This window comes from Vibrio clamense (genome assembly GCF_050337905.1).
Lineage (GTDB): Bacteria > Pseudomonadota > Gammaproteobacteria > Enterobacterales > Vibrionaceae > Vibrio > Vibrio cortegadensis.
Genome location: NZ_JAKJTJ010000026.1, coordinates 130,533 through 144,839, shown reverse-complemented (window position 1 = coordinate 144,839; position 14,307 = coordinate 130,533). Strand labels below are relative to the sequence as shown.

Sequence of the window (14,307 nt, the reverse complement as noted above, 5' to 3'; positions counted from 1 at the left end):
AAACATGAACATTAATTCTGATGCTAAACTAAAAGACCTACTGGAATTTCCTTGTTCGTTTACGTACAAAGTAATGGGTTATGCTAAACCAGAGCTGCCTGAGTTGGTTTTAGAAGTTATCCAACGCCATGCACCAGGAGATTACTGCCCAACAGTAAAACCTAGTGGTAAAGGTACTTATAACTCAGTGTCCATTAATATTACGGCGACCTCTATCGAACAAGTCGAAACTCTATACAAAGAGTTAGGCGAGATTGATATCGTACGTATGGTTCTGTAATTCGGTATATCACCAGATTCCGAACAAAAACATCAAACAGCGGCTCAATAGTCGCTGTTTTGCTATCTAGACATAAGTTTCTTATCTAGCAGACGACTGAAACGTAACAGTATTTAAAACCAGTTGTAACGATTACTGCCAACATCTGTTAATTGATACGGATTTCCAGTAGTGAGAAATGCTTTTCGAGTTTATAATGAAAACACTTTATTAATCCTTGAGGGAACGCGGTTTGCACAATCAACTGATCGTTAAAAAGTTAGGCAGACAAGATTACGAACCAGTCTGGAAAGCCATGCATGATTTTACCGATACTCGTGACGAAAATTCAGTCGATGAAATTTGGCTGGTTGAACATAATCCGGTGTTTACTCAAGGGCAAGCGGGCAAAGCAGAACATGTCCTAAACCCAGGCGATATTCCGATAGTGCAAAGTGACCGTGGTGGGCAAGTGACTTACCATGGTCCTGGCCAACTTGTTGTTTATTTTCTAATTAATATTCGCAGGAAAAAATTCGGAGTGCGAGATCTCGTTACGCACATTGAGAATCTCGTAATTAATACGCTAAAAGCATACAATATCAATTCAGCCGCCCGACCTGACGCCCCAGGAGTCTACGTCGATGGTAAGAAAATATGTTCGCTTGGACTTCGCATCCGTAAAGGCTGTTCATTCCATGGACTGGCTCTCAACGTCAATATGGACTTATCCCCTTTCCTGCGTATTAACCCATGTGGTTATGAAGGTATGGAAATGATTCAGGTGAGTCAATTTGGTGGTCCAGAAAGCCTAGAACCCGTAGAACAACAACTAATACAAGAGCTTGTGGCTCTACTTGATTACGACCAAGTGGATATCCAAGCCGAAAGTAACATTACAGCAGAAGCATAAAATCATGAGCAAACCTATCCAAATGGAAAAAGGCGTTAAATACCGTGACGCTGAAAAGATGGCCTTAATTCCCGTTAAGAATATGCCAACCGAGCAAAAAGAAGTACTGCGTAAACCTGAATGGATGAAAATCAAACTTCCTTCTGACAGTAAACGTATTCAAGATATCAAATCGGCTCTGCGTAAAAACAAACTTCACTCGGTGTGTGAAGAGGCATCTTGTCCAAACCTCGCAGAATGCTTCAACCACGGCACCGCGACCTTTATGATTTTAGGCGCGATCTGTACTCGCCGTTGTCCATTCTGCGATGTTGCTCATGGGCGTCCAATTGCACCAGAAACGAATGAGCCACAAAAATTGGCGAAAACCATTCAGGATATGCAGCTTAAATACGTGGTGATCACTTCAGTTGACCGTGATGACCTACGTGATGGCGGCGCACAACACTTTGCAGATTGTAACCGTGAAATTCGCGCATTAAACCCAGAGATCAGAATCGAAACCTTGGTTCCTGATTTCCGTGGCCGTATGGATACTGCTCTTGAATTACTTAAAGACAATCCGCCAGATGTCTTTAACCACAACCTAGAAACAGCACCACGCTTGTACCGTAAAGCTCGCCCAGGAGCGAACTATAAGTGGTCACTCAACCTATTGAAGAAATTCAAGGAACAGCACCCAGATATCCCAACAAAATCGGGTGTTATGATGGGACTTGGTGAAACCAAAGAAGAGATCGTTCAAGTACTAAAAGATCTTCGAGAGCACGGTGTAACCATGCTAACTCTAGGTCAATACTTAGCACCTAGCCGTCACCACTTACCCGTGGAACGCTACGTGCCACCTGCTGAGTTTGATGAGCTAAAAGAGATTGCTCTAGAGCTTGGCTTTACTCATGCTGCATGTGGGCCATTTGTTCGCTCTTCTTACCATGCAGATTTACAAGCTCAAGGCATGGAAATTAAATAATTCCGAGGACGAGAGACAGTGGATAGTCACTTCTCCCTGCTAGTAGAATCCGATCTAAAAAGTTGATGTTTACCCATCAACTTTTTTTATGCCTATCACCTTTTCTCCAGCTCTTAGCATTTAGCTCTTAGCATTTAGCATTTAGCTCTTAGCATTTAGCATTTAGCATTTAGTTTTCAATTTGCTACAAATATAGCACGCACAAAAAAAGGAACGATTACCGTTCCTTTTTCTTTATTCTAGACATTCGATTATGCGTAAACAGGTAATCGCTTACAAATCTCTAATACCTTAGCTTTCGTCGCTTCGATAACGGACTCATCGCCCATGTTATCTAGGATGTCACACATCCAACCCGCTAACTCTTTCGCGTCTGCTTCTGAGAAACCGCGACGAGTGATAGAAGGAGAACCGATACGAATACCAGAAGTAACGAATGGGCTACGTGGATCATTTGGTACTGAGTTCTTGTTCACAGTGATATTCGCAGAGCCAAGTGCTGCATCCGCTTCTTTACCTGTGATGTCTTTATCGATTAGGTCGACAAGGAACAGGTGGTTCTCTGTTGAACCTGAAACGATGTTGTAACCACGAGCTAGGAATTCTGCAACCATTGCTTTTGCATTAGCAACCACGCGTGTTTGGTATTCTTTGAATTCTGGTTCTAGAGCTTCTTTGAACGCTACCGCTTTACCCGCGATAACGTGCATTAGAGGGCCACCTTGACCACCAGGGAATACTGCTGAGTTTAGCTTCTTGTATAAGTCTTCGCCTTCATTAGAAAGAATAAGACCGCCACGAGGACCAGCAAGGGTTTTGTGCGTTGTTGTTGTAACAACATGAGCATGAGGTACAGGGTTTGGATAAACGCCAGCAGCAATAAGACCTGCAACGTGAGCCATATCAACGAAGAAGTAAGCACCAACTTTGTCCGCGATTTCACGCATACGCGCCCAATCACAAATTTGAGAGTAAGCCGAGAAACCACCGATGATCATCTTAGGTTTGTGCTCAATCGCAAGCGCTTCCATCTCTTCGTAATTGATCTGACCTGCTTCATCGATACCGTAAGGAATGATGTTGTAAAGCTTACCTGAGAAGTTTACAGGCGAACCATGAGTCAAGTGACCACCGTGAGCAAGGCTCATGCCTAAAACGGTATCACCAGCATTCAGTAGAGCCATGTATACAGCGTTATTTGCTTGAGAGCCTGAGTGAGGTTGTACGTTCGCGTACTCTGCACCAAATAGTTCACATGCTCGTTCAATTGCTAGCGTTTCAACTTTGTCAACGAACTCACAGCCGCCGTAGTAACGCTTGCCAGGGTAACCTTCAGCGTATTTGTTAGTAAGTTGAGAACCTTGAGCTTCCATTACACGTGGGCTTGTGTAGTTTTCTGAAGCGATTAGCTCGATGTGTTCTTCTTGACGAATCGTCTCTTCTTGGATTGCTGCGAATAGATCCGCATCGTAATCAGCAATGTTCATGTCACGCTTAAGCATCTGTATCTCCTGACTCAGATTGTACTGAAAGTTTCAAAAAAACCACTCAACGACCGAAAGCAAACGTTTTCGTAACCGTTTTTGATGAAATGCATTCTACATAATTTGATCTAGGTCATAAAGAGTAAATGCAAAATTTATCATGCAGTTTTTTCATAATGACATTCAACGCTCCTCATACTGAAACGACTTCACGCATGAGTCATTACATTGAGTGTCAATTTCACGTTTTACACCCTGTAAAACGCAGATTACATAGGTTTACCTTAATTTAACCTCTCAAGCTACCGAAAAGATCATCTTTTCTCTACTATGCACGCCATTATTAAGCAGTTAAAAATAAGAATGATGGAAAAACACTCACGTAAAGAAGATTGGATGGCAATACTGACAGGCACCTTTTTAGTTGCTCAGGGTGTTTTCTTCCTTCAGGCCGCGAACCTTTTAACCGGCGGCACAACAGGACTAGCACTATTATTAACCCAGTTCATTCCTCTGTCATTTGGCATACTGTATTTTGTGGCAAACTGTCCTTTCTACATTCTCGCTTGGCGACGTTTCGGACACCGATTTGCGATCAATAGTGCTATTTCTGGCGCGTTAGTTTCAGTTTTTGCCGATCATCTATATTTAGTGATCTCACTCGACACAATGAACATCATTTACTGTGCGATTGCAGGGGGATTACTGATGGGATTAGGCATGTTGATTCTATTCAGACACCGCTCAAGCTTAGGTGGTTTCAATGTACTTTGCTTGGTCATTCAAGACAAGTTTGGGATTTCAGTCGGTAAGACTCAGCTCGCTATCGATTGCTGTATTCTTTTCACATCTTGCTTCTTCGTTGCTCCAGAAGTCATTGCAGTCTCTGTACTAGGAGCTGTCGCGCTTAATGTCGTATTAGCAATGAACCACAAACCAACACGCTACACTGTGAAGTACGTATCTTAATACCAACCACCCTATGAATTACTAGCTGTTTTTAATAACAAAAACAGCTAGTATTTAGGTTTTATAAACCGTCGCCTTTTCTATGCAAGATTATCTCTCTAGCGCCAAAGACCAACAAGCCTCTATTTACATTGAAGGCTTGGAATTCAACCCCAACACACGAGTCTTAAGCTGCGGCGAACAGATCATAGATTTAGAACCTCGTTCTATCGAGCTCTTAGTGTTATTTCTTACCAGCGTTGGTCAACCGCTCGCTGCCGAGCACATCATTGAATCTGTATGGCAAAGTAACTTCATTTCCAAAAATGTTCTGACAAACAGAATCAGTACCTTACGTTCAGTACTTCAAAAATATCTGCCTGATAGCGATGCAACCAAAATACTGGTGACTTACCCACGCAAGGGCTATTTCCTTAACCCAAGCTCGATTAGCTTTGCCGCGGACTCCCCTGATACCACAGCGGGAGATGCAGCCATAGAATCTCCAACCAGTAAAAAAGGATTTAGCACCAATTCAGTTAACTCTTGGCTTGTTGTGGTGTCTTTGGTTTTACTGATCAACACTGCGATAATGGGTTATATGCTTTGGCAACCTTCGACTCGTGCTTCTGAAGTCGAACGCGACCAACGATTGATTCCTAAGGTCGAACTTCTCCTGAATCGATTGGATGCCATTGGCGATAATTCCAGAAAATACCGAAAAGTCGTAAAAGCATTGCTACTTCAACAGCAGATTGAATACGCCTACACCGATCTTGCTAACCAAGATGCGCCAAGCTACTTCCTTGACCCTATAGATAGCTCTCCCTTCTTTCCGGGTGCAAAGAACATGCGTACCAGTGATTACCTGCTTAACATTCAGCTAAAGGATCAAGAAGTAGATAAACGCCTTGTCGCTAAAATAAGCCTGATTTACCCAAACTCAGGGAAACTGGCGTTTGGTGGGGTTTACTCTATTGATGTTAATAATATCAGCAGCAGCGTTATGGAGATCAACCGAAAGTTAGCTAACTACTTTGCTCTGCCCGCACCATTGTCGCCAGAATGGTCAGTCGACAACACTGAAGTCAGCGAATTGCTGAGTGGTAAAACCATCACGTTTGATGACATCAAACTCAACACCATGACCTCTACTCTGATTGCGCGACAACTTGCTCTATTTGAAACGGATCAGAAGAAGCTCATTGCATTCACCAATCTTGTTCAAACTCGATTTAAGTTACTACCGGACGAACTCAAACTGTGGGTTGGTACCATTCATTTCAAACTGAGAGACCTGCAAACCGCAAAAGAACTCCTAACCAATACCTCAGGAAACTCTACGATCGAAAATGCGTTGGTTTATATGATGGTTTCTCACATTGCTTATAAGCAAGGCAACATGGAGAAGTTCCGCCTCAACTACATGGAGTCTCTGGTCGCGTTATTAAGAGTGGTTCCATCCGAAGATCTATTCGCTCGACTATCTAAACCTGAATCTAAATCGACCTGCCTACAGCCTTGGAAGAGCTTAAAGCTGAGCGTTAAAGAGCCTCTAATCATAAAGCAGTGGGAAAACTTAATGCTTAACTACTGCACCGCTGTCGGGCAGCAGTTCTCAAAGGACAACAAAAAGCCCTTTAAAATAAATAACTTAAATATAAATTAAGATCTTATGTGACTTCGTTTTTTGCCCTATTTACTCCTCAAGCAATAGCATTCTAAAAAACATCGGGCCCACCAAGGGCTTTCTACTTTAGGAATGTTCAACATGAAAAAAACAATGACGCTGCTAGCGACCTCTCTCTTTGCTCTCTATGGTTGTGGTGGCGGAGGTAGCTCTTCTTCTGGTTCAATAGATGGTAATAAAGGTCCAAACAGTCAGGTGGATTACCCTATTGCGAGCTCTGCATTTTCCCCTAAACCAGAAACAACATTGGGCTACTCATTTACCAAAGATGGTCAGACTGAAGGCGTGATGACCATGAACTTCACTCCTTTAAGCGGTGAACTCATTATTGCAGGGTTAGAAGAAGAGGCCGGCAATAAAGCGGTAGTTCAAGTTATCAACGACCTGATCAATTACGGCATCACCGAATTTTATGTTTCTGAAGACATCATGACGAATGCTGAAGGTACACAAGAAGACGGCAGCATTTATTTTGCAGGTCTCGACCGCAGTCTACACGAGATCACCAATGCCTACTTGATTGGTAGCCAATACATCACAAGAATGATGTACAGCAGCCCACTGTTCCGTTTGCAAGGAACAGACGTAAAAGAGAGCAGCCCGATCATTGATATCAGTGAAGAAACTATTTCAATGCAAATCACGTTAGAAGGGGAAGCTGTCTCGAATATGTTAAGTGACTTTGAAGATCACCAGTGGGTGCAATCACTGCCCACGGATGCTTCATGCCAAGTTACTTGGCAGCAAGAAATTAATGAAACAGGTGTACGTAAGAGCTTCACTGTTTCGGGTAAATCCATCGAAGCTGCGAATCTTACGGAAAAAAACACTTACTACATTGGCTGTGTCGGGATGGACTCAGCAGAGTTTGGCACATCGTCTGAGCGTTGGTTCAACCCAACGCTCGGACTAGTTGAGCAGATTGAATTGATGTCTGTAGAGCAATCTACGATCGAAGAATCAGCAGCGGTACTGACTTCGATTAGCTAGCCCTGACTTAGATTCACTGAACCTGAGCGTGGCTGCTGACTAGCCACAAACAATAAAAAAGGCTTTGGGAGCACTCCAAAGCCTTTGTTCAAACCTAAATCTTTAGGGGGAACTGAGAATTAGGTTTCTTGAAATAGTAACGAGGCTAATCTTCAATCAGGAGAATACGAGTCTCGTAAGGTCGTAGCACTTGGTGATGAGACGTAACTAAACTTTCGCTCACTTGATAATTGGATAACAGGCTCTTAGCCTTCATCATCTCAAAACGCTCAGGTAAAACGCTCTCTGTTTCTTCACCATAATAGTTGTTAATACACAGCAAGGTTTGCCCTTCGTTCTCACGTACATACGCAAAAATGGATGAGTGCTCAGGCAAGAGGTCTTGATAGCTGCCATCCGTAATCACTGGCACTTGTTTACGTAACTCAATCAAGCTCTTATAGAAGTAAAAAACAGAGTCTTTGTGTTCAAGTGCTTGCTCAGCGTTAATCTCAGGGTAATTATTCGCTACATCAAGCCATGGCTGAGTTTGTGAGAATCCGGCGTAAGGCTCACTGTTCCATTGCATCGGCGCTCGTGAGTTATCGCGGGATTTTTGCGCTAAGATCGCCATCATATCCAGATGTTCCACCCCTTGTTGGTTCACCATAATATCGTACATGTTAGTGCTCTCAACATCCTGATATTGGCTGATATCTGTATAATGAGGGTTAGTCATGCCGATCTCTTCACCTTGATAGATGTAAGGGGTTCCTTGCATCATGTGCAAAGACGCGGCAAGCATTTTGGCAGATTCAACTCGATATTGCTTATCATCACCCAGTCGGCTTACAACTCTAGGTTGATCATGGTTACACCAAAATAACGCCCCCCAACCTTTGCCGTTCAAGCCTGTCTGCCAATGATTGAAAATTGATTTAAGCTGAACAAAATCAAATGGCGCTTTTGTCCATTTGTCACCATTCGTATAATCCACTTTTAAATGATGAAAATTGAACACCATAGACAACTCTTTATTATCCGTACTTGAGTACTGCTGGCAATGCTCTAACGTCGTTGAAGACATTTCACCAACCGTGACACTCCCGTATTTCTGGAAAACCGCTTCGCTGATCTCTTGCAGGTATTCGTGAACTCGTGGGCCGTCAGTATAAAAACGTCGCCCATCTCCAATCTCATCATTAAGGAAGTCTTGCTGTTTAGAGATCAGGTTGATCACATCTAGCCGGAAACCATCCACCCCTTTTTCAGCCCAATAGCTGATGACTTTTTTCACTTCATCTCGAACTTGTGGATTCTCCCAATTTAAATCGGCTTGCTCTTTTGCAAAAAGATGTAAGTAGTATTGGCTTGTCGCCTCATCCATCTCCCATGCATTTCCACCAAATTTAGACTGCCAGTTCGTTGGAGTACCTCCGTTTACTGGATCTTTCCAAATATAATAATCACGATATGGACTTGTTTTGTCACCCAGAGCTGACTGAAACCAAGCATGAGCCGTTGAGGTATGGTTCACGACAATATCCATGATAATTCGAATGCCGCGCTGGTGAGCTTCCGACAGCAGACGTTCAAAATCTTCCATGGTTCCAAATTCTGGATTTATCGCGTAATAATCTGAAATATCATAACCATTGTCGATCATCGGTGATTCGTAGACTGGCGTTAACCAGATTGCCTCAATACCCAATGTTTTCAGATAATCTAATTTTGAAATAATGCCTTTAATGTCACCAGAACCTTGAGCACCACTGTCGCAAAAACTTTTTGGGTAAATTTGATAAATGGTTGCTGTTTTCCACCACAACGCATCTTTCTTTTGAATCATCATCTCGACTTACTCTTACTAAAAATCAAAAACGGAGTGACAAAAGCATCACTCCAAAATCTATTATTCGTTAACGGCAGTTAACTCACCTTTCGCTTGTGCTCGTTTGTAGCTGAGTAGTGTTAACGCCACAGGTACAACAATCGCCACCAGCATCGCTATTAAGTAAACTGTCCAGTACTGAGGTTGAATAGACAGAATACCGGGCAGACCACCAACACCGATACCGTTCGCCATAACGCCAGCGCTGCCACAAATCGCCGCCGCCGCTGCGCTACCGATCATCGCGCTAAGCATTGGGAACTTATATTTTAAGTTGATACCGTACATCGCAGGTTCCGTTACCCCTAGGTAAGCAGAGATAGCTGCAGGAATAGAGATATCACGCTCGCCCTCTTTCTTACTCAGAATAATAATACCCACTACAGCTGATGCCTGAGCAATATTAGACAAAGCAATTAGAGGCCAAATTGGCGTGCCACCTAAGTCTTGCATTAATTGAAGGTCGACAGCGTTCGTGGTGTGATGGATCCCGGTAATGACTAACGGTGCATACAAGAAACCGAAGATAATAGAACCAATCACCGCAAAATCGCCTGTCATTGCCGCTTTTGCCGCAAAAGCAACGCCATCACCTAACACACGTCCAAAGGGACCAATGAAAGCATGAGCTAAAATGACGGAAAGAATGATGGAGACAAATGGCACCACCACCAAGTATAAGTAGGCAGGTACAATTCGTTTTAAGTTAGTTTCAATAAAGGCTAATGCTACACCGGCTAACATTGCCGGGATCACTTGAGCCTGATAGCCTACCTTCTCAATCACGAACAGCCCAAAATCCCAGACTTCTGGCACTTGTTTACCGATCATGTAAGCATTCATTAATTGAGGCGAGACCAAGGTAACCCCAAGCGTGATACCAAGAATTGGTGTTCCACCTAACTTCTTAACGGTAGACCAACAAACACCAACAGGAAGGAAGAAGAAGATCGCCTCACCAATCAACCATAAGAATGAGTGCACGGTTGCCCAGAATTGACTGATTTCAACAAGGGTTTTCCCGTCGAACATGCGAATGTCACCAATCACATTTCGGAAACCTAAAATCAAACCACCCGTAATAATTGCGGGCAAAAGCGGAACAAAAATTTCTGCTAAATGGGAAATTCCGCGCTCTAATATATTCATGTTCTGACGAGCAGCGAGCTTAGACTCATCTTTTGACGCTTCACTTTTGCCTGATAATTCAATGAGAATAGCGTAAACCTCATCAACTTCAGTGCCGATAACAACCTGAAATTGTCCTGCATTAGTAAAACAGCCTTTCACCAAGCGCATTGATTCTAGTTCCTGCTTATTTGCAAGATCCGTATCATTTAATACAAAGCGCAACCGAGTGAGACAATGACTAACACTAGCAATGTTATCATTCCCTCCGACAAGCTGTATAAGACGCTCAACGTCTTGTCTCGCTATTTTACTCATAACTATCCACCCTATTTCTATTCCTGAATTCTGCACGTTAGTAAGGCTGTGCCCGCAAACAAGCTCTACTTTCATACCTACCGTCATGGGAACATTCCCAAACATCAATGTGAGTATATTGCACAGATCAATAGAATCTTTAAATGGGAACATTCCCATTAATTGAAAGAGATCACACAATATTTTATTTTAAATGAATAAACAATAGCTTAAATAGATAGGAATCAATGGTGAGTTTCACGGCACGATTTAGGGTGACTTCCTTTAAAATCATGGATGAATGGTCATTATTTAAATAGGTTACAAGCCTGTTTTAAACAACAGGCTTTTGGGTTACATGTGTGATATCACCCTCACCAGAAAGCTGAGCAATCAACAACTTAGCTGCCTTTTCTCCTGCTTGAGAGTAGCCAGGGTCAATGCTATAGATGTTCGGAAAAAGAAAAGAAAGCAGATCATTTCCGCCGACACCTGTCACCGCAATATCCGTACGTTTCAGCTCTTGTAGACGTTTGATTACGCCTAGCGCAAGAGTGTCACTCGCACACGCAATCGCTTGCGTTGTTTCCGTAATCACGTCATCGACTAACCCATAAGCACTTTCATGGTGCAGTTGGCCTGTCTTATAATTAGGCTCGACGCTCGTTCTCTTGCACCAATCAAGATAGGCACTTAAACGTAGTTCACCAGTGGAACGATCACTAGGATCTACCCCTATAAAGGCGATATCGTTAATACCCATCAGCTCTAAATGAGAAATGGCCAGTTGGATCACGGCTATGTTGTCATAATTGACCGAAGATACATCTTGAGTATCCAATGCAATAACGACGGCTTTTTCTTGCCATAAATTCAGAGCTTCAACATCACAATCAGTAAAGCCAAATACAATCACACCATCAACATTACGCTTTTGTAATACTGCTAAATGTTCATTGGTTTTACTCCGACTGAACTGGCTCTCCATAATAACGACATCATAGCCCGCACGATAAAGCTCAGCGAGCATCGTACTCACCGCTCGATTTTCAGAGGGAGAATCGAGGCGAGAGATAATAACCCCGATCACTTTTTGACTCCCACCTCGCATCAATTGCGCTGACTTTGATGGAACATAGCCAGACTCTTGTATTACTTGTTCAACTTTTGCTCGTGTTGCAGGTTTCACTTTCGGATCATTGGTTATAACTCGTGAAACGGTTGATTTCCCTACACCAGAAAGTTTGGCAATATCAAGAATAGTGAGTTTTTTGTTCATTAAGCACCTAGCACGTAATCTGGAACATTTTTAATACTATCAAGTACAACGGTGGCAATGGCTTCACCTTTTTCAGTGATTGGTTTACCTGTCCTCACTAAAATTTTCGTTCCAACCCCTGCCGCTTCGGCTGCCATCATATCTTCTGCTTTATCGCCAATCATAATGGATTTTTCCATATCGATTTTTAAGAAATCACGAGCAGAGATAAACATACCGGGTTTAGGCTTACGACAATCACAATCTTCTTTGTATTTACCCACGCCATGTTCTGCGTGATGCGGGCAGTAATAAATCCCATCAAGCTCAACGCCATGATCGACAAAATTCCAGTCCATCCATTGCGTTAAAGACAAAAAGCGGTCTTCACTGAACATGCCACGAGCGATGCCCGATTGGTTCGTCACGAGGACTAACATATACCCCATATCTTGAAGCTTCTTTGTCGCCTCAAAGACACCATCGATGTATTCAAAATCATGCTCATCATGCACATAGCCATGATCAACATTAATCACACCATCGCGATCTAGAAAAACTGCTGGTTTCGCCAAAATTTATGTCTCTATCTACTCTATATGAAAAGAATTATTACACGCTTTATTTCTTACGGCACTACCTAATTGCCCTTTAGACGTCTAGACGTCAAAATATCTATTGACTTAAATCAAGTTAGCCCATAGCATCTTCTATAGATTCAAACTTTGAACAACATTTTCCACTGTTACTCCTGCATAGGTTTTTAGATGATTAAAATTAATCAAGTTAACAAAACTTTCTATCAAGGTACTAAAGAAATCAATGCCTTAATAGATATAAACCTCCAAGTTCCTCAAGGTGGTATTTTTGGGGTTATTGGTTCTTCAGGAGCAGGGAAAAGTACTCTTATACGCTGTGTCAACATGCTAGAAGCTCCAACCAGTGGCTCTGTCATTGTTGATGGTGTTGACTTAACACAACTCTCTAAATCTGAGCTAAGTGCTGCAAGACGTAACATCGGTATGATCTTTCAACACTTTAACCTGCTCTCTTCTCGAACTGTTTTTGGTAATATCGCCCTACCGTTAGAGCTTGCAGGAGTAGACAAAGGTGACATCAACAAAAAAGTCACTGAACTGCTCAATTTAGTTGGCTTGGCGGATAAGAAAGAGACCTACCCATCAAATTTAAGTGGCGGACAAAAACAGCGTGTCGCCATTGCTCGTGCGCTAGCGTCTGATCCAAAAGTACTGCTTTGTGATGAAGCCACCAGCGCGCTAGATCCCGCAACTACTCAATCAATTCTAGAGTTACTGCGCGAGATTAACCGTAAACTCAATATCACCATGTTATTAATCACTCACGAAATGGATGTGGTTAAAAGCATCTGTCATGAAGTGGCTATTATTGGTGGCGGAAAACTAGTAGAAAAAGGCAGTGTTGGCGATATTTTTGCTCATCCAAAAACAGAGTTAGCCCATCAATTTATCCGCTCGACCTTAGATCTTTCGATTCCTGAAGATTACCAAGCTCGACTACAAGAAACACGAGTGCATGGCAGTTACCCTCTATTGCGTTTGGAGTTTACAGGGGAAACCGTTGATGCGCCGTTAATGACGCAAATCGCACGTAAATTCAATATCGATGTCAGTATTTTAAGCTCAGACTTAGATTACGCTGGCGGCGTAAAATTCGGCATGATGGTCGCTGAATTATTCGGAACAGAACAAGATGATAACGGCGCGATTGAATTTTTACGCGCACACAAAGTAAAAGTAGAGGTATTAGGTTATGTCCTTTAATTCAATCATCGATTGGCTAAGTTTAAATGGTGACCTACTACTAGGCGCAACTCTTGAAACCCTTTACATGGTCGCAGTCGCTGGCATTGTAGGTTTTGCTGTGGGGATCCCACTAGGTGTAATTCTGCATACCAGTAAAAAAGGTGGGCTGTTAGAAAATACCAAACTCAATAGTATTTTAGGTGCAGTCGTCAATATCGGACGTTCAGTCCCTTTCTTAGTTTTGATGGTCGCGATTATTCCTTTAACTAAATTGTTAATTGGCACCTTCATCGGCACGACTGCTGCCATTGTTCCTTTAACGATTGGCGCTATCCCATTTGTTGCACGCTTAATTGAAAGTGCGCTTTTAGAAGTCCCTACAGGTCTAGTCGAAGCCGCGCAATCAATGGGTGCTAAGCCACGCCAGATTATTACCAAAGTATTATTACCGGAAGCACTACCAACCATTATTAACTCAGTCACGATCACCATGGTGACGCTAGTCAGTTACTCTGCAATGGCTGGAACTGTTGGTGGTGGTGGTTTGGGTGATGTCGCCATACGCTACGGCTTCCACCGCTACGACGTTGTTATCATGGCAGTGACGGTTGTAATGCTTATTATATTAGTACAAATAATTCAATCGATTGGCGATGCACTAGTTCGCCGCGTTGATCACAGATAGTTAGATAAAAAATATAATCATATAACAAGGA

General features: G+C 42.7%; 13 protein-coding genes. 8 read left to right on the top strand and 5 right to left on the bottom strand.

Going from position 1 to position 14,307, the window contains the following annotated elements; genetic code table 11:
• Window positions 1-4: 4 nt before the first annotated feature.
• The 3 genes from ybeD to lipA all read left to right on the top strand — a co-directional run bounded on the left by ybeD (window position 5) and on the right by lipA (window position 2,142).
• The gene (gene ybeD, locus L4C39_RS15025) at window positions 5-280 is read left to right on the top strand and encodes a DUF493 family protein YbeD (RefSeq protein ID WP_017053022.1); all 276 of its coding nucleotides are present in this window, start codon (window positions 5-7) and stop codon (window positions 278-280) included.
• A gap of 232 nt (window positions 281-512) precedes the next feature.
• Window positions 513-1,172 (top strand): lipoyl(octanoyl) transferase LipB, encoded by a 660-nt coding sequence (lipB, locus tag L4C39_RS15020; protein WP_371730723.1) that lies wholly within the window; start codon window positions 513-515, stop codon window positions 1,170-1,172.
• A gap of 4 nt (window positions 1,173-1,176) precedes the next feature.
• Window positions 1,177-2,142 (top strand): lipoyl synthase, encoded by a 966-nt coding sequence (gene lipA, locus L4C39_RS15015; RefSeq protein ID WP_113796469.1) that lies wholly within the window; start codon window positions 1,177-1,179, stop codon window positions 2,140-2,142.
• A gap of 251 nt (window positions 2,143-2,393) precedes the next feature.
• Here lipA and glyA read toward each other — a convergent pair whose 3' ends face one another.
• On the bottom strand, window positions 2,394-3,644 hold the full coding sequence (gene glyA, locus L4C39_RS15010) for a serine hydroxymethyltransferase (RefSeq protein WP_017053019.1): 1,251 nt from the start codon (window positions 3,642-3,644) through the stop codon (window positions 2,394-2,396).
• A 348-nt stretch (window positions 3,645-3,992) separates the two neighbouring features.
• Here glyA and L4C39_RS15005 point away from each other — a divergent pair, with 348 nt between their 5' ends.
• The 3 genes from L4C39_RS15005 (at window position 3,993) to L4C39_RS14995 (ending at window position 7,254) form a co-directional block, all read left to right on the top strand.
• Window positions 3,993-4,595, top strand: a complete 603-nt coding sequence (locus tag L4C39_RS15005; RefSeq protein ID WP_029203416.1) for a YitT family protein — start codon at window positions 3,993-3,995, stop codon at window positions 4,593-4,595.
• Between the two features lie 82 nt (window positions 4,596-4,677).
• Window positions 4,678-6,243, top strand: a complete 1,566-nt coding sequence (locus tag L4C39_RS15000) for a winged helix-turn-helix domain-containing protein (RefSeq protein ID WP_429746674.1) — start codon at window positions 4,678-4,680, stop codon at window positions 6,241-6,243.
• Window positions 6,244-6,345: 102 nt separating this feature from the next.
• Entirely contained in the window at window positions 6,346-7,254 is a 909-nt protein-coding gene (locus L4C39_RS14995) for a hypothetical protein (RefSeq protein ID WP_017053016.1), read from the top strand.
• Window positions 7,255-7,399: 145 nt separating this feature from the next.
• Here the strand turns inward: L4C39_RS14995 and treC are convergent, their stop codons facing one another.
• The 4 genes from treC to gmhB all read right to left on the bottom strand — a co-directional run bounded on the left by treC (window position 7,400) and on the right by gmhB (window position 12,382).
• A complete protein-coding gene (gene treC / locus L4C39_RS14990; protein WP_429746672.1) occupies window positions 7,400-9,085 on the bottom strand; it encodes an alpha,alpha-phosphotrehalase in 1,686 nt (561 codons plus the stop codon).
• 60 nt (window positions 9,086-9,145) lie between these two features.
• Window positions 9,146-10,570, bottom strand: coding sequence for a PTS trehalose transporter subunit IIBC (treB, locus tag L4C39_RS14985; RefSeq protein WP_429746670.1), 1,425 nt, complete (start codon window positions 10,568-10,570; stop codon window positions 9,146-9,148).
• 313 nt (window positions 10,571-10,883) lie between these two features.
• Entirely contained in the window at window positions 10,884-11,828 is a 945-nt protein-coding gene (gene treR / locus L4C39_RS14980) for a trehalose operon repressor TreR (RefSeq protein ID WP_429746668.1), read from the bottom strand.
• Window positions 11,828-12,382 (bottom strand): D-glycero-beta-D-manno-heptose 1,7-bisphosphate 7-phosphatase, encoded by a 555-nt coding sequence (gmhB, locus tag L4C39_RS14975; RefSeq protein ID WP_017053012.1) that lies wholly within the window; start codon window positions 12,380-12,382, stop codon window positions 11,828-11,830. The genes treR and gmhB overlap by 1 nt, the downstream gene beginning before the upstream one ends.
• A 192-nt stretch (window positions 12,383-12,574) precedes the next feature.
• Here gmhB and metN point away from each other — a divergent pair, with 192 nt between their 5' ends.
• On the top strand, window positions 12,575-13,609 hold the full coding sequence (gene metN, locus L4C39_RS14970; RefSeq protein WP_017053011.1) for a methionine ABC transporter ATP-binding protein MetN: 1,035 nt from the start codon (window positions 12,575-12,577) through the stop codon (window positions 13,607-13,609).
• Window positions 13,599-14,276, top strand: coding sequence for a methionine ABC transporter permease (locus L4C39_RS14965; protein ID WP_017053010.1), 678 nt, complete (start codon window positions 13,599-13,601; stop codon window positions 14,274-14,276). Before metN ends, L4C39_RS14965 begins: the two co-directional genes overlap by 11 nt.
• The last annotated feature ends 31 nt before the right edge of the window (window positions 14,277-14,307 follow it).

Coding starts and splice junctions, on each gene's coding strand:
- ybeD (WP_017053022.1), top strand. CDS start 5: ATGAACATTAATTCTGATGCTAAACTAAAAGACCTACTGGAATTTCCT.
- lipA (WP_113796469.1), top strand. CDS start 1,177: ATGAGCAAACCTATCCAAATGGAAAAAGGCGTTAAATACCGTGACGCT.
- glyA (WP_017053019.1), bottom strand. CDS start 3,644: ATGCTTAAGCGTGACATGAACATTGCTGATTACGATGCGGATCTATTC.
- L4C39_RS15005 (WP_029203416.1), top strand. CDS start 3,993: ATGGAAAAACACTCACGTAAAGAAGATTGGATGGCAATACTGACAGGC.
- L4C39_RS15000 (WP_429746674.1), top strand. CDS start 4,678: ATGCAAGATTATCTCTCTAGCGCCAAAGACCAACAAGCCTCTATTTAC.
- L4C39_RS14995 (WP_017053016.1), top strand. CDS start 6,346: ATGAAAAAAACAATGACGCTGCTAGCGACCTCTCTCTTTGCTCTCTAT.
- treC (WP_429746672.1), bottom strand. CDS start 9,085: ATGATGATTCAAAAGAAAGATGCGTTGTGGTGGAAAACAGCAACCATT.
- treB (WP_429746670.1), bottom strand. CDS start 10,570: ATGAGTAAAATAGCGAGACAAGACGTTGAGCGTCTTATACAGCTTGTC.
- treR (WP_429746668.1), bottom strand. CDS start 11,828: ATGAACAAAAAACTCACTATTCTTGATATTGCCAAACTTTCTGGTGTA.
- metN (WP_017053011.1), top strand. CDS start 12,575: ATGATTAAAATTAATCAAGTTAACAAAACTTTCTATCAAGGTACTAAA.
- L4C39_RS14965 (WP_017053010.1), top strand. CDS start 13,599: ATGTCCTTTAATTCAATCATCGATTGGCTAAGTTTAAATGGTGACCTA.